24 protein-coding genes are annotated in these 21,504 nt (G+C 71.9%); 17 read left to right on the top strand and 7 right to left on the bottom strand.

The window, feature by feature from the left end; genetic code table 11:
- Positions 1–121: 121 nt before the first annotated feature.
- Positions 122–1,042: a methylisocitrate lyase gene (prpB, locus tag GXW74_RS00790; protein ID WP_211844363.1), complete on the bottom strand. Its 921-nt coding sequence runs from the start codon at positions 1,040–1,042 to the stop codon at positions 122–124.
- A 13-nt stretch (positions 1,043–1,055) separates the two neighbouring features.
- Entirely contained in the window at positions 1,056–2,471 is a 1,416-nt protein-coding gene (locus tag GXW74_RS00785) for a sodium:proton antiporter (protein ID WP_246522707.1), read from the bottom strand.
- 152 nt (positions 2,472–2,623) lie between these two features.
- Between GXW74_RS00785 and GXW74_RS00780 the strand changes: the two genes are divergently transcribed.
- The 7 genes from GXW74_RS00780 to GXW74_RS00750 all read left to right on the top strand — a co-directional run bounded on the left by GXW74_RS00780 (position 2,624) and on the right by GXW74_RS00750 (position 9,447).
- Entirely contained in the window at positions 2,624–3,256 is a 633-nt protein-coding gene (locus GXW74_RS00780; protein ID WP_211844362.1) for an SRPBCC family protein, read from the top strand.
- The gene (locus GXW74_RS00775; protein WP_211844361.1) at positions 3,253–4,137 is read left to right on the top strand and encodes an AAA family ATPase; all 885 of its coding nucleotides are present in this window, start codon (positions 3,253–3,255) and stop codon (positions 4,135–4,137) included. Before GXW74_RS00780 ends, GXW74_RS00775 begins: the two co-directional genes overlap by 4 nt.
- 172 nt (positions 4,138–4,309) lie before the next feature.
- The gene (locus GXW74_RS00770) at positions 4,310–5,563 is read left to right on the top strand and encodes a vWA domain-containing protein (protein WP_211844360.1); all 1,254 of its coding nucleotides are present in this window, start codon (positions 4,310–4,312) and stop codon (positions 5,561–5,563) included.
- Positions 5,560–5,889 (top strand): XdhC family protein, encoded by a 330-nt coding sequence (locus GXW74_RS00765; RefSeq protein ID WP_211844359.1) that lies wholly within the window; start codon positions 5,560–5,562, stop codon positions 5,887–5,889. Before GXW74_RS00770 ends, GXW74_RS00765 begins: the two co-directional genes overlap by 4 nt.
- Positions 5,886–6,626 carry an XdhC family protein gene (locus tag GXW74_RS00760; RefSeq protein WP_211844358.1) on the top strand — a complete coding sequence of 247 codons (741 nt, stop codon included), beginning with the start codon at positions 5,886–5,888 and terminating at the stop codon, positions 6,624–6,626. Before GXW74_RS00765 ends, GXW74_RS00760 begins: the two co-directional genes overlap by 4 nt.
- On the top strand, positions 6,623–8,275 hold the full coding sequence (locus tag GXW74_RS00755) for an NTP transferase domain-containing protein (protein ID WP_211844357.1): 1,653 nt from the start codon (positions 6,623–6,625) through the stop codon (positions 8,273–8,275). The genes GXW74_RS00760 and GXW74_RS00755 overlap by 4 nt, the downstream gene beginning before the upstream one ends.
- Before the next feature lie 59 nt (positions 8,276–8,334).
- The gene (locus GXW74_RS00750; RefSeq protein WP_211844356.1) at positions 8,335–9,447 is read left to right on the top strand and encodes a glycosyltransferase 61 family protein; all 1,113 of its coding nucleotides are present in this window, start codon (positions 8,335–8,337) and stop codon (positions 9,445–9,447) included.
- Between the two features lie 108 nt (positions 9,448–9,555).
- Here GXW74_RS00750 and GXW74_RS00745 read toward each other — a convergent pair whose 3' ends face one another.
- Positions 9,556–10,392, bottom strand: a complete 837-nt coding sequence (locus tag GXW74_RS00745) for a sulfotransferase (protein ID WP_211844355.1) — start codon at positions 10,390–10,392, stop codon at positions 9,556–9,558.
- Between the two features lie 145 nt (positions 10,393–10,537).
- Positions 10,538–11,806, bottom strand: coding sequence for an amidase (locus GXW74_RS00740; RefSeq protein WP_211844354.1), 1,269 nt, complete (start codon positions 11,804–11,806; stop codon positions 10,538–10,540).
- A 79-nt stretch (positions 11,807–11,885) separates the two neighbouring features.
- Between GXW74_RS00740 and GXW74_RS00735 the strand changes: the two genes are divergently transcribed.
- From GXW74_RS00735 to GXW74_RS00695, 9 genes are all read left to right on the top strand, one after another.
- Positions 11,886–12,380, top strand: a complete 495-nt coding sequence (locus GXW74_RS00735) for a hypothetical protein (RefSeq protein ID WP_246522706.1) — start codon at positions 11,886–11,888, stop codon at positions 12,378–12,380.
- Positions 12,377–12,751 (top strand): hypothetical protein, encoded by a 375-nt coding sequence (locus GXW74_RS00730; protein WP_211844353.1) that lies wholly within the window; start codon positions 12,377–12,379, stop codon positions 12,749–12,751. The genes GXW74_RS00735 and GXW74_RS00730 overlap by 4 nt, the downstream gene beginning before the upstream one ends.
- A 19-nt stretch (positions 12,752–12,770) precedes the next feature.
- Positions 12,771–14,015 carry an MFS transporter gene (locus tag GXW74_RS00725; protein WP_211844352.1) on the top strand — a complete coding sequence of 415 codons (1,245 nt, stop codon included), beginning with the start codon at positions 12,771–12,773 and terminating at the stop codon, positions 14,013–14,015.
- A 65-nt stretch (positions 14,016–14,080) separates the two neighbouring features.
- Positions 14,081–14,464: a VOC family protein gene (locus GXW74_RS00720; protein ID WP_211844351.1), complete on the top strand. Its 384-nt coding sequence runs from the start codon at positions 14,081–14,083 to the stop codon at positions 14,462–14,464.
- 200 nt (positions 14,465–14,664) lie between these two features.
- On the top strand, positions 14,665–15,642 hold the full coding sequence (locus GXW74_RS00715) for a Gfo/Idh/MocA family protein (protein ID WP_211844350.1): 978 nt from the start codon (positions 14,665–14,667) through the stop codon (positions 15,640–15,642).
- 16 nt (positions 15,643–15,658) lie between these two features.
- Entirely contained in the window at positions 15,659–15,883 is a 225-nt protein-coding gene (locus GXW74_RS00710) for a hypothetical protein (protein ID WP_211844349.1), read from the top strand.
- A gap of 44 nt (positions 15,884–15,927) precedes the next feature.
- Positions 15,928–16,167, top strand: a complete 240-nt coding sequence (locus tag GXW74_RS00705; RefSeq protein WP_211844348.1) for a hypothetical protein — start codon at positions 15,928–15,930, stop codon at positions 16,165–16,167.
- 220 nt (positions 16,168–16,387) lie between these two features.
- Positions 16,388–16,738 carry a RidA family protein gene (locus GXW74_RS00700; RefSeq protein WP_211844347.1) on the top strand — a complete coding sequence of 117 codons (351 nt, stop codon included), beginning with the start codon at positions 16,388–16,390 and terminating at the stop codon, positions 16,736–16,738.
- A 307-nt stretch (positions 16,739–17,045) separates the two neighbouring features.
- Complete coding sequence (locus GXW74_RS00695; protein WP_211844346.1) at positions 17,046–17,864, top strand: CHAP domain-containing protein; 819 nt, start codon at positions 17,046–17,048, stop codon at positions 17,862–17,864.
- Between the two features lie 68 nt (positions 17,865–17,932).
- Here the strand turns inward: GXW74_RS00695 and GXW74_RS00690 are convergent, their stop codons facing one another.
- On the bottom strand, positions 17,933–18,523 hold the full coding sequence (locus GXW74_RS00690) for a cysteine dioxygenase family protein (protein WP_211844345.1): 591 nt from the start codon (positions 18,521–18,523) through the stop codon (positions 17,933–17,935).
- Positions 18,524–18,590: 67 nt separating this feature from the next.
- On the opposite strand from GXW74_RS00690, the gene GXW74_RS00685 reads away from it, so the two are divergent.
- The gene (locus GXW74_RS00685; protein WP_211844344.1) at positions 18,591–19,094 is read left to right on the top strand and encodes a cupin domain-containing protein; all 504 of its coding nucleotides are present in this window, start codon (positions 18,591–18,593) and stop codon (positions 19,092–19,094) included.
- 79 nt (positions 19,095–19,173) lie between these two features.
- Here GXW74_RS00685 and GXW74_RS00680 read toward each other — a convergent pair whose 3' ends face one another.
- Entirely contained in the window at positions 19,174–20,241 is a 1,068-nt protein-coding gene (locus GXW74_RS00680) for an alcohol dehydrogenase (RefSeq protein ID WP_211844343.1), read from the bottom strand.
- A gap of 101 nt (positions 20,242–20,342) precedes the next feature.
- Positions 20,343–21,458: a THUMP domain-containing class I SAM-dependent RNA methyltransferase gene (locus tag GXW74_RS00675; protein WP_211844342.1), complete on the bottom strand. Its 1,116-nt coding sequence runs from the start codon at positions 21,456–21,458 to the stop codon at positions 20,343–20,345.
- Positions 21,459–21,504 lie beyond the last annotated feature (46 nt).

Genomic DNA, 21,504 nt, shown 5'->3' with positions numbered 1-21,504 from the left:
GGCGATGCACGCGGATCGGCCCGCCCCGGCCGAACCGAGAGCGAGGCCGCGCCGCCGCGGACGCGCGCAGGACGGAACCGGCTGCGGGAAGCGCGAAGGACGGACCTCCGCGCAGCCGGGATCAGCCCTGCGGCATGCCTTCCGGCACGACGGTCTTGATCAGGCTCGCGTCGAGTGCCTCGTAGTCGTGGTAGCCGATGGTCTCGTAGAGCTGCGCGCGGGTCTGCATGCGACCGACCGCGTTCTGCGTGCCGCCGTCCTTGCGGATGGCGACATACAGCTCCTCCATCGCGCGTGCGGCGATGCGCAGGTGGCTGACCGGCCAGATCACCATCGCGTAGCCCATCTCCTGGAACTCGGCGGCGGTGAAGAAGGGGGTGCGGCCGAACTCGGTCATGTTCGCGAGCAGCTTCACGCCCGGCATGCGCTTCGCGAATTCGACGAACATCTCCCGCGTGGTCAGCGCCTCGGGGAAGATCGCGTCGGCGCCGGCATCGAGGTACAGCCTGGCGCGGGCCACGGCACCGTCGATCCCCTCGCTCGCCGCCGCGTCGGTGCGGGCGATGATGACGAGGTTCTTCCGCGCCCTGCGGGCGGCCGCGACCTTCGCCGCCATGTCCTCGGCGGAAGCGAGCTTCTTGTCGTTCAGGTGCCCGCATTTCTTGGGCAGCAGCTGGTCCTCGAGGTGCACGGCACCAGCACCCGCTTCCTCGAAGGTGCGGACCATGTGCATGACGTTCAGCGCCTCGCCGTAGCCGGTGTCGCCATCGACCAGCACCGGCAGCGCCGAGGCGCGCACCACCTGGCGGATGTGCCAGGCGACGTCGTCCACCGTGATCATGCCGAGATCGGGCAGGCCCATCGTGGCGGACATCGCCGCGCCCGACATGTAGAGCGCCTCGAAGCCCTGCTGCTTCGCCAGCAGTGCGGCGATGCCGAGATGCGCGCCCGGCATCTGCAGGATCTCCGGCCGGTCGAGCAGACGGCGGAAGCGGATGCCCGCGGGTTCCTCGGGCAGGTCGTCGGCGATGACATAGGGCATGGGAAACCCCTTCTCAGAAGAAGACGAGGGTGATGAGGAGGAAGAGCGGAACGAGGAATACCACCGCCCAGCCGCAATAGCCGAAGAAGGAGGGCATGCGCTCCCCGTTCTCCTCGACGATGGCCTTGACCATGAAGTTGGGTGCATTGCCGATGTAGGAGTTGGCGCCCATGAACACCGCGCCGCAGGAAATGGCGGCGAGCGTCAGCGCGCCATCCGTCATCAGGCGCACCGGATCGCCGCCCGCGAGGTTGAAGAACACCAGGTAGGTCGGCGCATTGTCGAGGAAGGAGGAAAGCGCGCCGGTCAGCCAGAAGTAGACCCAGGGCACGGGCTGCCCCGCCGCGTCCGAGGTCAGCGCCACCAGCGGCGCGGCCGCGCCCTCCATGCCCGCGCGCAGCACGGCAAGCACGGGCGCCATGGTGATGAAGATGGCGGCGAACAGCTTCGCGACCTCGAGGATCGCGCCCCAGGCGAAGCCGTTCGCTTCCCGAAGCTCCGGCGAGGTGACGCGCATGGACACCCAGGCGATCGCGAGAAAGACCGCGACGCCGACCAGGCGCTCGATGCCGATGTGGTCACCGAACAGGGCGACCTCACCCGGCCGCCAGTAGCCCTGGACCAGCACCATGCCGACGACCCCGCCGACCAGCGCGAGATTCATCAGCCCTTCGACGCGCAGCGGCTCCTTCGCGCCGGTATCGCGCGGCGCCGCCTTCTCCCGCGCCCAGGCCCAGGAATCCAGCACGTAGTAGAGGCCGAGCAGGATGGTGGCGCAGGTGAGGAATTCCCCGAACAGGTGCGTCGTGGTCCAGAAGAAGGACACGCCCTTGAGGAAGCCGAGATAGAGCGGCGGGTCGCCGAGCGGCGTCAGCGAGCCGCCGATGTTGCTGACCAGGAAGATGAAGAACACGAAGGTGTGCGTCTTGCGCGCCCGGAACGCATTCGCCCGCAGCACCGGGCGGATCAGCAGCATCGAGGCGCCGGTGGTACCCATGACGCTCGCGATCACCGTGCCGAAGGCGAGCAGCGCGGTGTTCGTCGCCGGCGTACCGACCAGCGAGCCCTTCAGCAGCACGCCGCCGCCCGTGACGTAGAGCGCGAGCAGCAGGGCGATGAACGGGACGTATTCCTGCAGGACGATGTGCCAGACCTCGGCGGCCGCGCGCTCCGGCCCGAAGGCGATGGCGAAGGGAAGCACCAGCAGCACCGCCCAGCCGGCGGCGATCTTGCCGTAGTGGTGGTGCCAGACATGGCCGGCGACCAGCGGCATCAGCGCGATCGACAGCAGCAGCCCGACGAAGGGGATGCCCCAGGCGAGCGAGAGGTCCGCCCCCGAGGCGGCCGCCGCGGCCGCCGGCGACACTGCGCCGGCCAGCATCAGCGCGGCGCTGGCCATGCAGGCGGATGCGGCTCGGCGCAGGCGCATCGTTTCTCCGTCCCCCTTCCAGGGCGGAGGCGCGGCCCCCGGTCCCTGTTCGGCAGCCGTCCTTGCAGGATGATCGGCGCCGCCACAAGGGGGGCACCCCTTTTCCGGCCCGCCCCCCGGCCCTAGGTTGCCCCCGGACAGGAGGCCACCCCATGGACATGAGCGGCGAGCGCCGCATTCCCGCCCCGCGTCAGCGGGTCTGGGACGCGCTGAACGACCCCGAGATGCTGCGTGCCGCGATTCCCGGCTGCGAGTCCGTCACCCGCACCGCGGAGGACGCCTTCGAGGCCAAGGTCGCGCTGAAGATCGGGCCGATGGCCGCGAAGTTCGGCGGCAAGGTGAAGCTCGAGAACATCAACGCCCCCGCCTCCTACACCATCACCGGCGAGGGCAATGGCGGCGCCATGGGCTTCGCCAAGGGCGGCGCCGATGTCGCGCTCGAGGAGCTCGGGCCGGACGAGACGCTGCTGAAGTACACGGTGAAGGCCCAGGTCGGCGGCAAGATGGCGCAGCTCGGCGCCCGGCTGATCGACAGCACGGCGAAGCAGATGTCGGACCAGTTCTTCGACCGCTTCGCCAATGCCGTCGCCCCGCCGCCCGTCGAAGCCCCCGTCGCGGCGGCGGAAGGCACGCCCGCCACGGCGGCCGCGCCGCGCCCGGTGCCGGCCGCGCCTGCCGGCATCTCGATCTTCGACCTGCTGCCGGAGGCGCCGCTCGGCATCCCGCTGATGGCCTGGGTCGGCAGCGCCATCATGGTCGTCATCCTGGCGCTGATGTTCCTGTGAGCGTTCCGCGGACCGTCGAGGAAACCCAGGCGCTGCTCGCGGCCGGCGGCTACATCGCCGACCGCGCGCTGGCGACCACGGTGCACCTCGCGCTGCGCATGGGCCGGCCGCTCTTTCTCGAAGGCGAGCCCGGCACCGGCAAGACCGAGATCGCCAAGGTGCTGGCGAAGATGCTGCCGCGGCATCTCGTGCGCCTGCAATGCTACGACGGGCTCGACCTCTCCGCCGCCGCCTATGAGTGGAACCACGCCCGCCAGCTCATGGCCATCCGACTCGCGGAAGCGGCCGGCGAGACGGACCGGGAAGCGCTGGAACGCGGCATCTACGACCGCCGCTTCCTGCAGGCCCGCCCGCTGCTCCAGGCGCTGGAGGGCGAACCCTCCGTCCTGCTGATCGACGAACTCGACCGCGCCGACGAGCCCTTCGAGGCCTTCCTGCTGGAAATCCTCGCCGACTTCCAGATCACCATCCCGGAACTCGGCACGGTGAAGGCGATGACGCCGCCGGTGGTCATCATCACCTCCAACCGCACGCGGGAAGTGCATGACGCGGTGCGCCGGCGCTGCCTCTATCACTGGGTGGACTACCCGGACGCGGCGCGCGAACGCGCCATCCTGCGCGTGCGCGCGCCGGGACTGCCCGAGCAGCTTTCGGCGCAGATCGTCGCCTTCGTGCAGAAGCTGCGCGAGGGCGACTACTACAAGCTGCCCGGCGTCGCCGAGACGATCGACTGGGCGCAGGCGCTCGCCGCGCTCGACGCCAAGGAACTCGAACCCGGCGCGGTGGATGAAACGCTTGGTGTGCTGCTCAAGTACCAGGACGACATCGCCAAGCTGAAGGGCGCGGAGGCGGCGAAGCTGCTCTCGGAGGTCGTGGGGTGAGCCGAGGGGTGCTGCCCGGGGAGGGCGCCGCCCTCCCCGGCCCCCTCCCGCCAAAGGCCGAAAGGCCTTTGGAAACCATCACCTGGATGGGCCCCGGCTGGCGCGCCAGGACTGCCCTGGCGACCGATACGGAAGGAAGGGGGTGCGGGGGAGGTTCCCCTCCCCCGCGACCATGACCCCCGACCGCGACCCCTCCCGCATCATCGGCGCCGCCCAGGCCCGCGCCGCCGGTGCGGCTCTGGCCCCTGGCGGGCACCTCGCCGACAACCTGCTGGCCTTCACCCGCCTGCTGCGCCGCACCGGCCTGCCGCTCGGCCCCGGCGAGGCGATCGCCGGCCTCGAGGCCCTGACCCAGGTCGACATCGCCGACCGCCGCCAGGTCCACGCCGCGCTGCGCGCCGTCATGGTCCACAGGCGCGAGCATTTCGAGATCTTCGACCAGGCCTTCCAGCTCTTCTGGCGCGACCCGGAGGCCGCCGCCCACGCCGCCGCCATGGCCCTGATGGACGCCAACAAGCCGAAGGACGAAAAGGCACCGCCGGTGTCGCGGCGTCTCGCCGAGGCCATGCAGGGCGACAAGCCCAAGCCGCCGAAGCCGGCCGAGGAACCCCCGCAGCACGACATGACCTTCACGGTCAGCGAGCGCGAACGCCTCCAGCAGATGGATTTCGAGGCGATGTCGGCGGCCGAGATCGCCGAGGCGAAGCAGGCCATCAGGCGGCTGACGCTGCCGCTCGACGAGCAGCGCACCCGCCGCTTCCGCCCCGACCCCTTCGGCCCGGTCGCCGACCTGCGCGCGACGGTGCGCGAGAGCCTGCGCACGGGCGGAGAGATCCTCGACCTCGAACGGCGCCGCCGCGTGACACGGCCGCCGCCGCTCGTGGCGCTGTGCGACATCAGCGGAAGCATGTCCCGCTATGCGCAGATCCTGCTGCATTTCCTCCATGCCGTCGCGAACGACCGCGACCGCGTGCACACTTTCCTGTTCGGCACGCGGCTGACCAACGTGACGCGGCAGCTCAGGCACCGTGATCCGGAAGTCGCCTTCGAGATGGTCTCGCATATCGTGCCGGACTGGTCGGGCGGCACGCGCATTGGCGAATCGCTCGCCCTGTTCAACCGGCTCTGGGGGCGGCGCGTGCTCGGCCAGGGCGCGGTGGTGCTGCTCATCACCGATGGGCTCGACCGCGAAGGTGCGAAAGGCCTCGCCGAGGCCACCGAACGCCTGCGCGGATCCTGCCGGCGCCTGATCTGGCTGAATCCCCTGTTGAGATTCTCGGGCTTTCAGCCCAAATCCCAGGGCATCCGGGCGATGCTGCCCCATGTGGACGATTTCCGCCCGGTGCATAACCTGAACAGCCTGCGGGACCTGGTCGCGACCCTGTCCGACCCGCACGCCGCGCAGCGCGGGAGGATGGCAGCATGACCGACACGACGCATTCCGAGGACATCCTCGCCACCGCCGCCGCCTGGCGCGCGGAAGGCGAGAAGGTCGCGATCGCGACCGTGGTCGAGACCTGGGGCTCCTCCCCTCGCCCGGCCGGTTCGCGCCTCGCCGTCACCGCCTCGGGCCGGCTCGCCGGCTCGGTTTCCGGCGGCTGCATCGAGGGCGCGGTGGCCGATGCCGCGAAGCAGGCGATGGCGACCGGCACGCCGCAGCTTCTCGATTTCGGTGTCTCGGACGAGCGCGCCTGGGAAGTCGGCCTGTCCTGCGGCGGCAGGGTGAAGGTCTTCGTGGAGCCGCTGTCGTGAAGGCCGATATCCTGGCCCGGCTGCAGGCCGAACGCGCCGCGCAACGTGCGGTTGTCCTGCTGACCCGCCTGTCGGACGGGGAGCAGCACCTCTGGCCGCAGGAGGCGCTGCCCGCCGGCCTCGCCGAGGCGGCCCGCGCCGCGCTCGGCAGCGAGAAGGCCGACAACGTCACGCTCGACGGCGAGACCTGGTTCGTCCACCCGCACAACCCGCCGCTGCGCATCATCGTCGTCGGCGCGGTGCACATCGCGCAGGCCATGGCGCCGATGGCCGCACCGCTCGGCTTCGAGATGATCGTCGTCGATCCGCGCCGCGCCTTCGCGACCGAGGAACGCCTGCCCGGCGTCACGCTGCGCACCGACTGGCCGGACGAGGCGATGGCGGAACTCAAGCCCGACGCGCGCAGCGCCGTGGTGACGCTGACCCACGACCCGAAGCTCGACGACCCCGCGCTGGACGCGGCGCTCAGGAGCCGCGCCTTCTACATCGGCGCCCTCGGCAGCCGGCGGACGCATGCGAAGCGCGTCGCGCGGCTGAAGGAACTCGGCCACGAGGACGACGTCCTCGCGCGGATCCACGCCCCGGTCGGCCTTGACATCGAGGCGGTGACGGCGCCCGAGATCGCGCTCTCGGTCATGGCGGAGATCGTCGCGGCGCGCCGCGGCGCGGCGCTCGGCCAGCCGCGCCCGCAGCCTGCCCCGGAACAGGGCCGCATCAGCATCGGCCTGTCGGCATGATCTTCGGCCCGACACCGCTCGAGGAAGCCAAGGGCGCCATCCTCGCCCATTCGCTGCGCCTGCCGGGCCGCGTGCTCAAGAAGGGAACCGTCCTCGACGAGGAGGCGATCGCCGCGCTGCGCGAGGCCGGCAAGCGGGACGTCGTCACCGCGCGGCTCGAAGCCGGCGACGTGCCGGAGAACGAGGCGGCGGAACGGCTCGCCTCGGCGCTGACGGCGCCGCTCATCGCGCGTTCCCGCGCCGCGACCGGCCGCGTCAACCTGCTCGCCGAGACCGCCGGCCTGCTGGTGCTGGACGCCAAGCGGCTCGATGCCATCAACGCGGTGGATGAGAGCCTGACGGTCGCCACCCTGCCGAACTACACCCCCGTGGTGCCGCGGGAGATGATCGCGACCATCAAGGTCATCCCCTTCACCGTGCCCGGCCCGGTGCTCGGCGTGGCGGAGGTGGTGGCGCGCAGCGGCAAGGGCCCGGCCTTCGCCATCCATCCCTTCCGCCCGCTCAAGCTCGGCCTGGTGCTGACCGAACTGCCCGGCATCAAGGAAAGCGTGATGGAAGGCGCGGTGGAGGCGACCGCCGCGCGGGTGGAGGCGCTGTGCGGCAGCATGCTGCCGGTCGAGCGCGTCCGCCACGAGGAGACGCCGGTGGTCGAGGCGCTCGGCCGCCTGAAGCGCGCCGGGGCGGAGATGCTGCTGATCGCCGGCGCCTCGGCCGTGGTGGACCGTCGCGATGTCGGCCCCGGCGCCATCGTGCGCGCCGGCGGCGTCATCGAGCATTTCGGCATGCCGGTCGATCCCGGCAACCTGCTCTGCCTCGGCCGCATCGGCGAGATCCCGGCGCTGGTGCTGCCGGGCTGCGCGCGCAGCCCCAAGCTCAACGGCTTCGACTGGGTGCTGCAGCGGCTCTTCGCCGGCGTGCCGGTGACCTCGGCCGCCATCATGGCGATGGGCGTGGGCGGGCTGCTGAAGGAGATCGAGGTCCGGCCGCTGCCGCGCGAACAGGCGCCGCGCGTCGCCCCGCCGGCGCTGGCGCCGCGCAGGGCGCGCAACGTCGCCGCCATCATCCTCGCCGCCGGGCGGTCCCGCCGCATGGCGCCGCTCAACAAGCTGCTGGTCGCCGACACGCAGGGCGTCGCGATGGTCGCGCGGGTCGTGGACAACGTACTGGCGAGCCACGCCCGCCCCGTCGTCGTCGTCACCGGCCATGAACGCGACCGGGTGGAAGAGGCGCTGGCCGGCCGCCCCGTCATCTTCGCCCATGCCGAGGATTATGCGGAGGGCCTCTCGGCCTCGCTCAAGACCGGCCTCGCGGCGCTGCCGCCGGGCGCGGAGGGCGTCCTGGTCTGCCTCGGCGACATGCCGCTGGTCTCCGGGCCGATGCTCGACCGGCTGATCGCCGCCTTCGACCCGGAGGAAGGGCGCGCCATCGTGATGCCGACCTTCCGCGGCAAGCAGGGCAACCCGATGCTGTGGGCGCGGGAGTTCCTGCCCGAGATCATGACCATCACCGGCGATGTCGGCGCCCGCCACCTGATCGGCCGCCATGCCGACCGCATGGTGGAGGTCGAGATGGCGGATGATGCGGTGCTGCGCGACTTCGACACGACGGATGCCCTCAAGGGATTGCCGGCGACGGGCCGGCCCGGGTGAGCGCGGCGCCCGGTTCGGGGTCCGGGCTTCGGGCGACAGCCTTCGACGACCTTCACGTCATGCCCTATCTGCGCTGGCAGCCCTCGGAGCCCGACGGGCGGCTGGAGGGTGGCCCGGTCTTTCCCGCCGCCGCGCCGGGCTGGGTCCACATGCCCGCCCGCGCCGGCCGCATCTGGGCGCGCGGTCCGGAGAGCGTCCCCGCCGGCGTCGCCTTCGAGGAGGTTCGCGGCCGCTACGCCTTCGCCGGCCCCTGCCTGGCGCATTTCGGGCACATGCTCGGCGAGTTCGTGCACCGGCTCTGGGTGCTGCGCGACGATCCGGACCTCGTGCCCCTGCTGGTCGCGACGCGGCAACAGGGCGCCGGGATCCCGGGATTCCTCGCGGAGTGGCTCCGGCTGGTCGGCGCGCGGCCACCCCTGCTGGTCGACCGCCCGATGCGCCTCGAGGAGGTGGTGGTCGGCGAGCCCGGCAGGGTGCTCGGCACGGCGACCAGCGCGGAGTACGGCGCGGTGCTGGGCGGCATGCTGCCGCCGGCGCTGCTCGCGCCCTCCGGAGGGGCGAGCCGTCTCGCGATCATGCGCGGCCATCTCCAGACGGGCCGCTGCGTCGGCGAGGCGTGGATCGAATCCTTCCTCGCCACCCAGGGCTACCGCATCTTCCGCCCGGAGGCGCATTCGCTCGCCGAGCAGATCGCGGCGCTGGCCGCGGCCGACCGGATCGTGATGTCGGAGGGCAGCGCGATGCACCTCTTCGACGTGCTGCCGCCGATCCGCGCCGAGGTGGCGGTGCTGGTCCGGCGCCCAGGCAGCGGCATGGCGGGCCATTGCCTCGCGACAAAGGTGCGGCGGCTCGCGCAGTTCCGGCCGCACTTCATCATCGGCACGCTCGACGCCACGCACCCGCGGGCGAACGCCATCACCGGCGTCGAACCGCGCGACTTCCTCGTCCACCTGGCGGAGGAAGGCTTCATCGAAGCTGTGCCGGAGGAGCGGTTCCTCGACGAGCCGGGCCTGCTGGAGGCCGATCTCGCCGCCTATGCCGCGGGCTGGCGGAGCCGCCGCAGCCCGATGCCGCCGGGCGATTTCGTCACCCGCGCCGCGGCCTCGTGCCGCGCCGGGCGGATGGACCCGCTGCTGCGGGCGACGCTCGACGGCTCGGCCGGCCGGCGCTGACCTGCCCGGTGCCGCGACGCCGGCGCCGCACCCTGCCGATGACGTGGTCGGCGCGGCGCGGGGCGGGACGGCGCGCAGGGCCGGCAGGATGGCCCCGCGCGGACGGCATCAGGCATGATAGGCCTCATAGCCGCCCATGCGGTCATAGATGGGGGCCAGCTTCTCCCGCAAGCGCACCGCCACCGTGCCGGGCAGGGAGACCTCCGGGCCAACGAAGACCGGCACGCCCGCGTTGCGGCCGAGCGCCTCATGCCAAGGCACGCCGAGGAAGCCCGCCAGCTCGCGCAGGAACCCTTCGACATCGCCCGAGATGTCCTCGATCTTGCGGATCAGCATGTTCTCGCGGCCGAAGACGGCGCTCCAGCCCTCGACGATGCGCGGATAGTCGGCGCGCGCCAGCACCTCGGGCTGCGAGGCGGCCGCCATGTAGTCGAAATCCTCCTGCCCGCGCCCCAGCATGCGAAGCTGCGACCAGCAGCGCGCGACCGGATCGCGCAGCAGCAGGATCACCTTCATGCGGGGGTTGAGGCGCCTCACATGCTCGATGCCCGCCCGGGGCAGCAGCCCGTAGGCCGGCGTCACCTCGCCGCAGATCTGGTCCGGCTGCGCATGGGCGAAGATGCCCCCATACCATTCGTCGGACAGCGGCTCGATGGCGATGGAGGTGATCCGATGCAGGGCGGCGAGGTCCAGCGGCCCTTCCCCCGCTTCCCTGACGAGGCGGCGCGCCGCCGCGTCCGCATGGGTCGTCCGGTGCCTCGCGGTCCAGCCGCGATGCCCCGGCAGGTGGACGTCGTTGAAGTACTGCAGCTCCTTGATCCAGGGCATCCAGACGCCCGGGTGGCGCCGCAGGTTGGCATGGAGCCAGCTCGTGCCCGCCTTCTGCGCGCCGATGCAGAGGAAGTCCGGGAAACGCAGTTCGGCGGCGGGTGCGGCGGTCGTCATGCGAAGTCCCTTGCCACGGGTTGGGTGCGGGCCGCCATACCGGGGAATGTCCCGCCGCACCGTGAAACGGCGCAGCCCCCGCGCCGGAACATCCACCAGCCGGCCGGGACAGCGGACCCGCGGCCAGCCCCGCGCCCCGGGCGCATCAAGCCAGCGCCGCGCGCACCCATTCGCCCCAGGCCAGCACCGCCGCATCATCGCCGATTCGCCCCGCCACCTGCACGCCGAGCGGCAAGCCGCGCGGCCCGGTGCCCGCCGGCACGGTGAGGCAGGGCCCGTGCAACAGGGTCCAGAGCGTGTTGAAGGCGGGATCGCCGGTCCAGCCGAGGCCCTCCGGCGCCTCGCCCGGCGCGGCGGGGCAGAGCACCGCGTCGAAGCCTTCGATCGCGGCGGGGAAGGCGGCGCGGGCCGCGGCGAAGGCGGCGCGCCCCTCGATCAGCCTGGCCCGCGGTTGCGCACGGCCCCAGTCCATCCGCTCCCGCAGCACCCCGGAGATCTGCGCGCGGGCATGGGCGAGTTCCCAGCCCAGCGCCTCGGCCGATTCCATGTTCATCACATAGGGGTGTGCGGCGTAGGCGGCCTCGAAGACGGCGGGCAGGGTGACCGGCGTCACCGTCGCCCCGGCGCGGCGGCAGGCCTCGGCGGCGCGCTCCATCAGCGCCAGCGTCTCCGGCGCCGCTTCCAGTGAGGACGGCCCCATGACCAGCGCGAGCCGCGGCGCGCGCGCCATCTTTGCCTCCGGCTGGCCGAAATCCTGGCCGGTCACAGCCGCCATGGTGAGGGCGCAGTCCCCGACGCTGCGCGCCATGACGCCGATGGTGTCGAGGCTCTCGCTCATCACCTTCATCCCGCCCCGGTGCAGCGTGCCGTAGGTGGGCTTGAAGCCGACCACGCCGCAGAAGGCGGCCGGGCGCACGATGCTGCCGGCAGTCTGGGTGCCGAAGGCGATCGGGAAGAACCCAGCCGCAACGCCTGCCGCCGAGCCGGAGGACGACCCGCCCGGCGTATGCCGCGGATTGGCCGGGTTGGCGGTCGGGCCGGGGTGGCGGGTGGCGAATTCCGTCGTCACCGTCTTGCCGATCACCACCGCGCCGGCGGCGCGCGCGGCTGCGACACAGGCGGCGTCCGAGCGCGGCCGGTGCCCCGCCCAGGCGGGCGAACCGTATTGCGACGGCATTTCAGCCGTGTCGAGCACATCCTTGATACCAATCGGAATCCCGGTGAGCGCCCCCTGCCCCAGCGCGGCCGCGGAGCGCCGCGCCGCCGCCGGGTCCAGCCAGGCGAAAGCCCGGATCAGCGGCTCCCGCGTAGCGATGCGGTCGAGGCAGGCCTCCATCAGCCCGGCGGCGGAAAGGCGCCCGCCCCGGATTGCGGCGAGGGCGGCAGTGGCGGTGAGGTCGGCGGTCTCGGTCATGCGCGAAGACTGCGCCGGCCGTGCGGACGGTCAAGTCGCCGCCCTGGCGGCGCGCGCCCCGCGGCGCCATATCACCGCCATGCCAGTCCCCATCCGGGTCGCGCGCAGCCCGGACGGGGTGCTCGCCTATGCCATTCCGATGCCCCCCGAGGCCCTGCCGGCCGTCGCCCCGCGCGACCTGGAAGCCGCCTGGGAGCAGGCCCGCGCCGCCGCAGCCGCCGAGCGCTGGGGCGCGCCCCGCCGGCTGCTCTTCCAGCGCCGGGATGGCTCGCCGCAGGAACTGCTGCTCGCCGATGCCGACGCCGCCTGCTGGGCCGAGGCGGTGGACGCCAGGCACGACCTCGGCACCCTCTCCGGCCTGTCGCTCTGCCTGCGGCTGCTCGCGCTGGTCGAGGTGATGACGCGGGCGCGCTGGCTCGCCGGGCTCTACAGCCTGACGGCGGAGGGGATCGAACTGCACCCGGCCCTGCTGCGCGCCGCCGCGGCGATGCCCCTGGACGCGGCAGCCAGGTTCGACGAAAGGGACCTTCGGCGGCTATTGTCGCGACCGATTCCTTCCGGAGTACCTGCATGATCCGCCTGGCGTCCTCGCTGCCGCTCCTCGCCGCGCTGCTGCTGGGCGCCTGCGCCACCGCGGATGCGCCGCGTTCCCTCAGCTCCGCGACCGCCGGGGCCGGGCAGGACACGGCCCTGCGCAACGCCTGCGAAGCCGAGGCCGAGCGCGCGGTGAACTTCCGCGAGCGGGGCCAGGAAGCCCGGCTCGACCGCGACATCGGCCAGACCGACCAGACCAACACCATCCCCTCGCTGCGCGTGCAGTCGGATGCCTTCAACCGCCGCGTGCTGCGCGAGGAGCTGATCCGCGACTGCATCCGCGCCAATACCGCCGGCCCGCAGCCGACGGACCGCACCCCGGCCGCCGCGCCGCGCGGGCGGAGGAACTGACGGCGCGGCCCGCCGCGCCATGGCGACCTTCGGCACGCTCAGCCGCGCGTTGTCGCATCGCAACGCACGGATCTTCTTCGGCGCCTCGCTGACCGCCTGGACGGGCCTGTGGATGCACCGCATCGCGGTGTCCTGGCTCGCCTGGGAACTGACGGGCAGCGCCCTCTGGGTCGGCTTCGTCGCCTTCTGCGACCTCGCCCCGGCGGTCGTCGTCAGCCCGATCGCCGGGGCGGTCGCCGACCGTGCCGACCGGCTCCGCCTGACCATGCTGAGCCAGGCCGCGATCGGGCTGAACGCGGCGCTGATCGCCATCCTCGTCGCGACCGGATGGATGACGATCGGCCTGTTGCTGGTGCTGGAGGTGGTGGGCGGCACCGCCGCCTCCTTCGCGCAGCCCGCGCGGCAGTCGCTGATGCCGGGGCTGGTGCCGCGCGCCGACCTGCCGGCGGCGGTCGCGCTGAATTCCCTGACCTTCAACGTGGCGCGCTTCATCGGGCCGGCGCTGGCGGGGCCGCTGATCGCCGTGGCCGGGGTATGGCCGGCGATCGCGATGAACGCCCTCGCCTACCTCGTCGCCACCGCGACGACGCCGATGCTGCGCGTCGAAGCCGCGGCGCGGCGCGGCCATGCGGCGACGGCGAGCCTGCTCGGCGAGACGCTGGACGGAATCCGCTATGCCGCCCGCCATCCCGGCCTCGGGCCGATCCTGACCTTCGCCGCCGTGGCCGCGCTGCTGCTGCGCGGCGTGCAGGAGATCCTGCCGCCCTACGTCGAGCGCACCTTCGGCCTGGGGGCGGGGGCGCTCGCCGTGCTGACCGCCTCCTTCGGCGTCGGCGCGCTGGTCGCGGGCCTCGCCGTCGCGGCGCGAGGACGGATGGCCGGGACGACGCGGCTTGCGGTGCTTGGCGTGGCGGCGCTGGCGTTCGCCACCGCGGGCTTCGTCGCGACCGGCTGGTTTCCCCTGGGCGTGCTCTGCGCCGCCTTCATGGGCGCGGCCGGGTCGGTGCACGGCATCAGCGTGCAGACCGTGGCGCAGAACGCCTCGGACCCCGCCATGCGCGGTCGGGTGCTGAGCCTCTGGGGGCTGATCACGCGCGCCTGCCCTGCGCTCGGCGCGTTGCTGCTCGGCGCGGCGGGAGAGATTTTCGGGCTGCGCTGGCCGACACTGGTGGCGGTGGCGCTGTCGTTGCTGGCCGTCGGCTGGGGTCTGGCGCGGCTGCCGCGCATGGCGCCGGAGTTGGAGGGCGGCGCCGCGGGGCGCTGACGCGGCGCGCCCGGCATCGGCGGCGCATCGCGCCGGAGCGCGCACGAGAACGGGAAGGAGAAGCCATGATCGACCATGTCTCGATCCAGGTGCGCGACCTCGTCGCCAGCGTGGCCTTCTACGAGGAGGTGCTTGAGCCGCTCGGCTACCGGCGCCTGGCGGAGCGCCCCGGCTGCGTGGGGTTCGGCCTGAAGTACCCGGAGTTCTGGCTCAATGCCCGCCCCGATTCGCCGCGGGCGGCGCCCGATACCGGCGCCCATGTCTGCCTGCGTGCGCGCAGCACGGACGCCGTCACCGAATTCCACCGGCGCGCCGTGGCGAAGGGGGGCGCAGATGACGGCGCGCCCGGGCTGCGCCAGGCGACGATGGTGGAGTACTTCGCAGCCTTCATCCGCGACCTCGACGGCAACAGGATCGAGGCGATGACCGTGCCGGCGGCCACGGCCTGAACAGGGCCTCTGCGGCGGCTCTCGCCTTGCCCTGGGGGGCGCCCTGGAGTGGCTTCCGTTCACATCGGCTCACGGCAACCGCCCCAGCCCTTTGATTTGACGCGCATCTTCACCCGACCGGACAATTCCGCCCGATCGGCTTCTGCCCTAGGAAGCAGCGCCGCGCGACGTGCGCCCGTGGACAGGAAAGGATTCGACTCATGCTGCAGGCCGCCATCATCGGCATGGGCAAGTGGGGCCAGACGCTGGTCGACAGCGTGCAGGGCAGGAACGGTGCGGGCATCCGCTTCGTCGCCGGCTGCACCGGCCGGCCGGAGCGCGCGGCGGAATGGGCGGCCAGGCAGGGCGTGCGCATCCTGCCGGACTTCGCCGCGGTGCTCGCCGACCCCGAGGTGCAGGCGGTCGCCATCGCCTCCCCCCACGGCCTGCACGCCGAGCAGGTGATCGCCGCCGCGGCCGCCGGCAAGCATGTCTTCGTCGAGAAGCCCTTCACCATGACCAAGGCCTCCGCCGAGGCCGCCGTCGCCGCGTGTCGCCGGGCCGGGGTGGTGATGGCGCTCGGGCACAACCGCCGTTTCCTGCCGGCCGTCGCGGAGATGAAGGCGATGCTCGCCGATGGCCGGCTCGGCACGCTGCTGCACGTGGAAGGGCAGTTCAGCGGGCCGGGGGCGCTCGGCTACAAACCCGGCATGTGGCGCGCCAATCGCGCCGAGAGCCCGCTCGGCGGCATGGGCGGCATGGGCATCCACATGGTGGACATGTTCATCAACCTCGCCGGCCGCATCGCGGAGGTGACGGTGCGATCCCACGCACGCGTGCTCGACAACGGGCTGGACGACACCACGGCCGGGCTGTTCCGCTTCGAGAGCGGTGCGACGGCGAATTTCGCCACCCTCGCGCTGGCGCCGCGCTTCTGGCGCGTCGGGCTGTTCGGCACCGATGCCTGGGCGGTGCTGCACGGGCATGAATCACTGATCACCTGCCGGCGCGACGGCACGCCCGAGGAGCGTGTCTTCCCCGTCACCGACATCGAGCACGCGGAGCTCGCGGCCTTCGCAGCCGCCGTCGCCGGCGGGCCGGCCTATCCTCTGCCGCCGGAGGACGCGATCCACGGCGTCGCGGTCTATGAGGCCATGATCGGCGCAGCCGCTTCAGGCAGCACCTATCGCGTGGCGTGAGGGGTGCGACGGCGGCATGATCGTGCCGGACATGATGGAGCCTGCGATGCCGCCGCGCCGCGCCCTGCTCATTGCCATGCCGTTCGTCCTTCCCGCCGCGCGTGCCGCGGCGGAGCAAACCCGCCATTGCGGCGACCCGGGCGGCCGCTTCATCAGTTGCGAGGCGGTCCGGCGCGACCTGCCGCCGCCGGCCTGGGACCGCTGCCCGCTGTGCGGCCGGCGGCACGCGGCACCGCCCTGAAGCGTTTCCTGCGGCCTGACCCGCCGACGGTGCATGATGCGCGCATGACAACCCGCCGCCGCCTCACCGCCACCGCCCTACCCGTGCTGCTCTTCGCCGGCGCCCTGCGCGGCGCGGCAGCGAAGTCCGCCGGCCCCGCGGCCCTCGAAGCCTGCCGGCCCGGTGCGCCCGCCGAGGCCTGCGCGGAGGCGAAGACACGCCTGCTGATCGACGGGGGTGACCCGGCCGAAGCGGGCCTCTGCCCGCACTGCGCGGACCTGCTTCGCGGCAAGCTCCGCGGCTGAAGTCGACGCGCCCGCCCCCCCTGGGTCCATCAGCCCGAGGCCCTGCCTCGGGCCGGGAGCGCGAAGCGCGACGGCGCGCGACCGTCAGCAACCCCCGGAGCAACAAGGGCGCGCGAAGCCAAGGGCCGCGGATGCGGCCCGCCCGGCGTTTGAGGGCCCAATAAATGTGTTCTAGAAGCGCCGCGCGCGACATGCGCACCATCGCGAAGGAGCGGCCGGCATGAGCAAGATTACCCGCCAGGGCACCAACCAAATCCTCTCGACCTCCGTCGAGTACCACAATTTCGTCTACCTTGCGGGCATCACCGCCGACGACCTCTCCAAGGACATCAAGGGCCAGACCGCTGAGGTCCTGGCCAAGATCGACGCGGCGCTCGAAGCCAACGGCACCGACAATACCCGGCTGCTGACCGCCCAGATCTGGCTGAAGGACATCCGCGACCGCGGCGCGATGAACGAACTGTGGACCGCCTGGCTGCCGGCCGGGCAGGCCCCGTGCCGTGCCTGCGTGGAGGCCAACATGGCCGACCCGCGCCACCTGGTGGAGATCATGGTCACCGCCTGCCGCTGACGCTGCCTTCCGCGGTGCGGCACCGCGCAGGAATGATGTCTTCGACTCAATGCGGCAGCGCCTGGCATCTCATGCCGGGCGCTGTTGCTTTTCGGCCAACACACTGTTGCCACGCCCCAATCTAGCCGTATTCATACGATCAAGTTCCTAATCTTCGCCGCATTCCGATCCGTATTCACGGGAATCACACCAGGTTTCGCCCGGTAACAGTTGCCCGGGTTGCCAGCCGCGGAGCCGCCTTGTTACCCCGACTCATGTGATCGGGCGCACAAACGCCCGTGGGTAGAATTGGGGGCACAGGGGGCACATGAGGGCAAAGGGCGCGGCGATCGCCTTGGCGATCCTGTTCGGTGGCTTCAGCCTGCTGGCGCAGGACGCTGCCGCAAGAACAACCGATGGGCGACAGGGTAAGCCGGCAACCCGGGCCGCGGCAGCACCTGCCCCCTCCGCTGCGCAAGGCGCGGCCCGCCCCACGACGCGCAGCGCCGCCAACGCGACCGCCCGCGGGTCCAGCCAGCGCGGCCACAATGCCGGGGTGCGTACGGCCTCGGCCGACCGCTCCGGTGCGGCGGCACGCAACGGCCGCCGCGCCGCCGCCCGCAGCGGAGGTGGCTATTCGGCCGGCATCTCCTGCGTGCCCTATGCCCGGCAGGCGACCGGGATGGCCATCAGCGGCAATGGCGGACAGTGGTGGTACAACGCCGCTGGTCTCTATGCGCGCGGCAACCGGCCGGAGATCGGCTCCATCATGGCCTTCCCGGGGTCGGGCGGCATGCGCGCCGGCCACGTCGCGGTGGTGGAGCGCGTCATCTCCTCCCGCGAGGTGCTGATCCACCACGCCAACTGGGGCGGCCCGGGCATCCGCCGCGGCAGCATCATGCGCGGGGTGTCGGTCATCGATGCCTCCCCGAACAACGACTGGACCCAGGTGCGCGTGCAGGTCGGCCACAGCAACGAGAACTACGGGCGCACCTATGCCGTCCAGGGCTTCATCTACAACCGGCCCGACACGACCGGCGGCACCATGCTGGCCGGCCGCAGCCCGCTGCGGGTGAATGCGGCACAGGCCGCGAGCCTCGGGCTCGAGGAAGTGGCCCAGGCGCCGGCACGCTCGACGCGGCGCTGAGCCCCTGCCGGGCCGTCACGGAAACAGGGGCCGCTCCGTCGCCGGGGCGGCCCTTTTCGTTGCGCAGGTCAGGCGGCGCGGACTTCCTGGCTGCGGTCCCAGAGGTTCGGCACCACGGCGTTGTCGTAGCCCGAGACGAAGCGCTTCTGCGCACCCGTCGCCGGGTCGAAGACGCTGCGCGCAATGGCGCCGATGTTCCCGCCATAGACGTGGATGCTGATGCTCGCGGCGTCGGGGATCGCGTTCTCCACCACGTGGATGTCCTGGAGGTTGGGGCTGACCGCCACCACCTCCCCCGGCCGCAGACGATCCACCTCGCCCATCGTCATCGGCGCGCCGGGGTGCATGGCGGTGGAGATCTCCTCGCCGCGCAGCATACCCACCAGGCCCCAGACGGTGTGGTTGTGCACCGGCGTCTTCTGGCCGGGCCCCCAGACGAAGGAGACGACGCAGAAGCGCTCGAGCGGGTCGCAATGCAGCAGGTACTGGCGATAGCGCGGACCGGCCTGGGCGCAGTCCTCCGGCAACCAGGCGTCATTGGCGATCAGCCGGCGCAGCAATGCCGCTCCCTCGGTCAGCCAGCGCGTTTCCGAGGCACCCTCGTCCGCGAGCCGGGTCATGGCGCGGATGAAGTCCCTGAGCGGGGCGATGTCGGTCATGGTGGAGCCCTTCTGTCCTCCGCGCCATCATGGAGAAGCGAATTCCACGCGACAAGGAAGGGGCGCGATGCACGAACACCGCAAGGACGGGGCGGAGATGCTCTTCCTCCCGGCCGGGCACGACATTCCGAACAACCCGCGCCTGCCGGTGGTGCTGCACCGCGCGGCGGTGCCCCCGGGCGATCCCTCCGCCGCCGAGGCGCTGTTCCAGAGCCATGGCTGGCGGCCGGCCTGGCGGAACGGCATCCACGCCTGGCATCACTACCACTCGAACGCACATGAGGCGCTCGCCGTCGTCCGCGGCGAGGCACGCGTGCAGCTCGGCGGGGATGGCGGCGTGGTGCTCGAACTGGGCGCCGGCGACGTTGTCGTGCTGCCGGCAGGGACCGGGCACCGGAATCTCGGGGCGAGCGCGGATCTTCTGGTGGTAGGGGCCTATCCGGAGGGCTCGGCACCGCCGGACCAGTTGCACGGCGCGCCGGAGGAAAGGCTGCGCGCCGAACGCACCATCGCTGCGGTGCAGGACCCGCAGAAGGATCCGGTGACGGGCCGGGCGTATCCGAGGCAATGAGGTCGGGGGAGGAGAACCTCCCCCGAATCCCCCTCCCGTCTTTGGGAGGGCGCCCGGCCGATGGCCGGGCGCGGTCGCGTCAGGCAGCGGAAGCGGTCAGGACGATGCGGCCGACGACCTTGCCTTCCTTCAGGCGGTTGAGGGCGGCATCGGCCTGGTTCAGCGGCATGTTGGTGATGGGGATCGCCGGCATCCTGCCGGATTGGGCGATGGCGACGAGTTCCCGCAGCTCCTTCACGTTGCCGACATAGGAACCCTGCACGGTCAGGGCACGGATCGGCATCAGGGGCAGCGGGATGTTCATCTCGCCGCCGAAGAGGCCGACCTGCACCAGCTTGCCGCCCTTGCGCAGCGCGTCGAAGGCGAAGCGCGCGGTGTCCGTGCCGTTCACCAGGTCGACGATCGCACCGACCGGGCCGCCGGCGGTCTCGATGATGCGCTTGGCCGTGTCGGGGCCGTCGGCGAGCACGGTGTCGGTCGCGCCTTCCGCCTTCGCGGCGTCGAGCTTCGCCTGGCTGACATCGACCACCACGATGCGGCGATGGCCCTTCGCCTTGAGCACCGCGATGGCATTCAGCCCGAGGCCGCCGGCGCCGACCAGCACGATCGGATCATCCGCCGGCATCGGCATGACCTTGTTGATGGCGCTGAACACCGTGATGCCCGAGCAGGCATAGGTCGCCGCCAGCGAGGGATCGAGCTTGCCGACCGGCACCAGGTGGCGCGGTTCCGGCGCCAGCACATGCGTCGCGTAGCCGCCATGCTGATAGACGCCGAGCGAGCGCGGCGTGAGGCACATGTTGTCCTCGTCGGCCAGGCACTTGTCGCACTTCCCGCAGCCCACCCAGGGGAAGACGATCATGTGGTCGCCGACCTTGAGGCCGGCGGCATTCGCCTCCGGGCCCCATTTCAGCACCCTGCCGACGATCTCGTGCCCCATGGCCAGCGGCAGGACGACGCCGCGATCGGCCAGCTTCATCTTGCCGCGCGAGCCGAGGTCGTATTCGCCTTCCCAGATGTGCAGGTCGGAATGGCAGACGCCGGCATGGGTGATCTCGAGCAGCACCTGCTTGCCGGTGGGCTCCGGCGTCGGCAGTTCGATTTCCTTGAGCGGCTTCCCGGTCTCGATGACGGCCCAGGCGCGCATGGCGATTCCTCCGGTTGGGTAGCGACTTGTGCCCGGCATCGGACCAAGGGGGGCGGGCGCGGTCAAGGGCGCGCCGGGTGCCACCGCGCCGCATCGGGGGATCAGGCGAGAGCGCCGGTCCGGAACAGGAACACGCGCAGTCCTCCATGCGGAACCGGCGCCCCGTGCGGCAGGAACGGCAATCCCGTCGCATGCGCGAGCCGGGGCTCGCTGGTGATGAGCCCGACGCGCCAGCCCTTGAAACGGCTCGACAGCGTCTGCCCGAGCGCCCGGTAAAGCGGGAGCAGGCTGTTCTTATCCCCCAGGCGACCGCCATAGGGTGGATTGACGATGACCAGCCCCGGCGGGCCCGGCGGCGGGTGGACTTCGCTGATCGTGGCCTGCCGGAATTCGGCGATGTCGGCGACGCCGGCGCGCTCGGCATTGGCGCGGCTCATGGCAATCGCCCCGGCGTCGCGATCGCTGCCGAGGAAGCGGGCCGCCGGCGTGCGGCCGCTCCTGGTTTCGCGCATGCGCTGCCAGGCCGCCGCGTCGAAGGTCGCCAGCCTCTCGAAGGCGAAATGGCGGGAACGGCCGGGATTGAGCCGCGCCGCGATCTCCGCGGCCTCGATGACGAAGGTGCCGGACCCGCACATCGGATCGACCACGGGTTCGGTGCCGTCATAGCCGCATTGCCGAAGGAAGAGCGACGCCATGGTCTCGCGCATCGGCGCCGCATTGACGGCCTCCTTGTAGCCGCGCTTGTGCAGAGGCTCGCCCGAGGTGTCGACGCTGATGGTGCAAAGGTCACGCTCGATGCGTGCCATCACGACGATGTCGGCATCCGGCGCATGGGGGGCGCCGAGCGTCTGCCGGATGGCCGTCTCGATCCGCTGGGCCGCGGCGCCGCTGTGATAGATGCGCGAACCCGCGCAGGACGCCTCGACCCGGAACGGCACGTCGGGGCGCAGCACGCTTGCCCAGGGCACGCGGCGCGCGCGGCCGTCGAGTTGCGCGAGATGAACGACGTGGAAGGCGTCGATGCGCGCCAGGACCCGACCGGCGCCGCGGATCCAGAGGTTCGCACGCCAGACCTCCGGCCAGCCACCCCTGGTGACGACGCCCCCGGGAACGGGCCGTGGCCGCTTGAATGCCTTGGCGCGCACCTCCTCGCACAACGCGGCTTCCAGGCCCGGCGCCGTCGCAAGGAAGATCTCGAAATCCGAATGCCTTGTCATCTCATCCGCAGTGCGGGAGCCGGGATTCGCTGCGGCAACTTCGTCC

The sequence above is a fragment of the Neoroseomonas eburnea genome (assembly GCF_018129005.1).
Classification (GTDB): domain Bacteria; phylum Pseudomonadota; class Alphaproteobacteria; order Acetobacterales; family Acetobacteraceae; genus Neoroseomonas; species Neoroseomonas eburnea.
This window is presented reverse-complemented; position numbering and strand designations above follow the sequence as displayed.

Bases quoted from the DNA above. Each gene is read 5' to 3' on its own strand.
- prpB (WP_211844363.1), bottom strand. From the start codon at position 1,042: ATGCCCTATGTCATCGCCGACGACCTGCCCGAGGAACCCGCGGGCATC.
- GXW74_RS00785 (WP_246522707.1), bottom strand. From the start codon at position 2,471: ATGCGCCTGCGCCGAGCCGCATCCGCCTGCATGGCCAGCGCCGCGCTG.
- GXW74_RS00780 (WP_211844362.1), top strand. From the start codon at position 2,624: ATGGACATGAGCGGCGAGCGCCGCATTCCCGCCCCGCGTCAGCGGGTC.
- GXW74_RS00770 (WP_211844360.1), top strand. From the start codon at position 4,310: ATGACCCCCGACCGCGACCCCTCCCGCATCATCGGCGCCGCCCAGGCC.
- GXW74_RS00765 (WP_211844359.1), top strand. From the start codon at position 5,560: ATGACCGACACGACGCATTCCGAGGACATCCTCGCCACCGCCGCCGCC.
- GXW74_RS00755 (WP_211844357.1), top strand. From the start codon at position 6,623: ATGATCTTCGGCCCGACACCGCTCGAGGAAGCCAAGGGCGCCATCCTC.
- GXW74_RS00750 (WP_211844356.1), top strand. From the start codon at position 8,335: ATGCCCTATCTGCGCTGGCAGCCCTCGGAGCCCGACGGGCGGCTGGAG.
- GXW74_RS00745 (WP_211844355.1), bottom strand. From the start codon at position 10,392: ATGACGACCGCCGCACCCGCCGCCGAACTGCGTTTCCCGGACTTCCTC.
- GXW74_RS00740 (WP_211844354.1), bottom strand. From the start codon at position 11,806: ATGACCGAGACCGCCGACCTCACCGCCACTGCCGCCCTCGCCGCAATC.
- GXW74_RS00735 (WP_246522706.1), top strand. From the start codon at position 11,886: ATGCCAGTCCCCATCCGGGTCGCGCGCAGCCCGGACGGGGTGCTCGCC.
- GXW74_RS00730 (WP_211844353.1), top strand. From the start codon at position 12,377: ATGATCCGCCTGGCGTCCTCGCTGCCGCTCCTCGCCGCGCTGCTGCTG.
- GXW74_RS00725 (WP_211844352.1), top strand. From the start codon at position 12,771: ATGGCGACCTTCGGCACGCTCAGCCGCGCGTTGTCGCATCGCAACGCA.
- GXW74_RS00720 (WP_211844351.1), top strand. From the start codon at position 14,081: ATGATCGACCATGTCTCGATCCAGGTGCGCGACCTCGTCGCCAGCGTG.
- GXW74_RS00715 (WP_211844350.1), top strand. From the start codon at position 14,665: ATGCTGCAGGCCGCCATCATCGGCATGGGCAAGTGGGGCCAGACGCTG.
- GXW74_RS00710 (WP_211844349.1), top strand. From the start codon at position 15,659: ATGATCGTGCCGGACATGATGGAGCCTGCGATGCCGCCGCGCCGCGCC.
- GXW74_RS00705 (WP_211844348.1), top strand. From the start codon at position 15,928: ATGACAACCCGCCGCCGCCTCACCGCCACCGCCCTACCCGTGCTGCTC.
- GXW74_RS00700 (WP_211844347.1), top strand. From the start codon at position 16,388: ATGAGCAAGATTACCCGCCAGGGCACCAACCAAATCCTCTCGACCTCC.
- GXW74_RS00695 (WP_211844346.1), top strand. From the start codon at position 17,046: ATGAGGGCAAAGGGCGCGGCGATCGCCTTGGCGATCCTGTTCGGTGGC.
- GXW74_RS00690 (WP_211844345.1), bottom strand. From the start codon at position 18,523: ATGACCGACATCGCCCCGCTCAGGGACTTCATCCGCGCCATGACCCGG.
- GXW74_RS00685 (WP_211844344.1), top strand. From the start codon at position 18,591: ATGCACGAACACCGCAAGGACGGGGCGGAGATGCTCTTCCTCCCGGCC.
- GXW74_RS00680 (WP_211844343.1), bottom strand. From the start codon at position 20,241: ATGCGCGCCTGGGCCGTCATCGAGACCGGGAAGCCGCTCAAGGAAATC.
- GXW74_RS00675 (WP_211844342.1), bottom strand. From the start codon at position 21,458: ATGACAAGGCATTCGGATTTCGAGATCTTCCTTGCGACGGCGCCGGGC.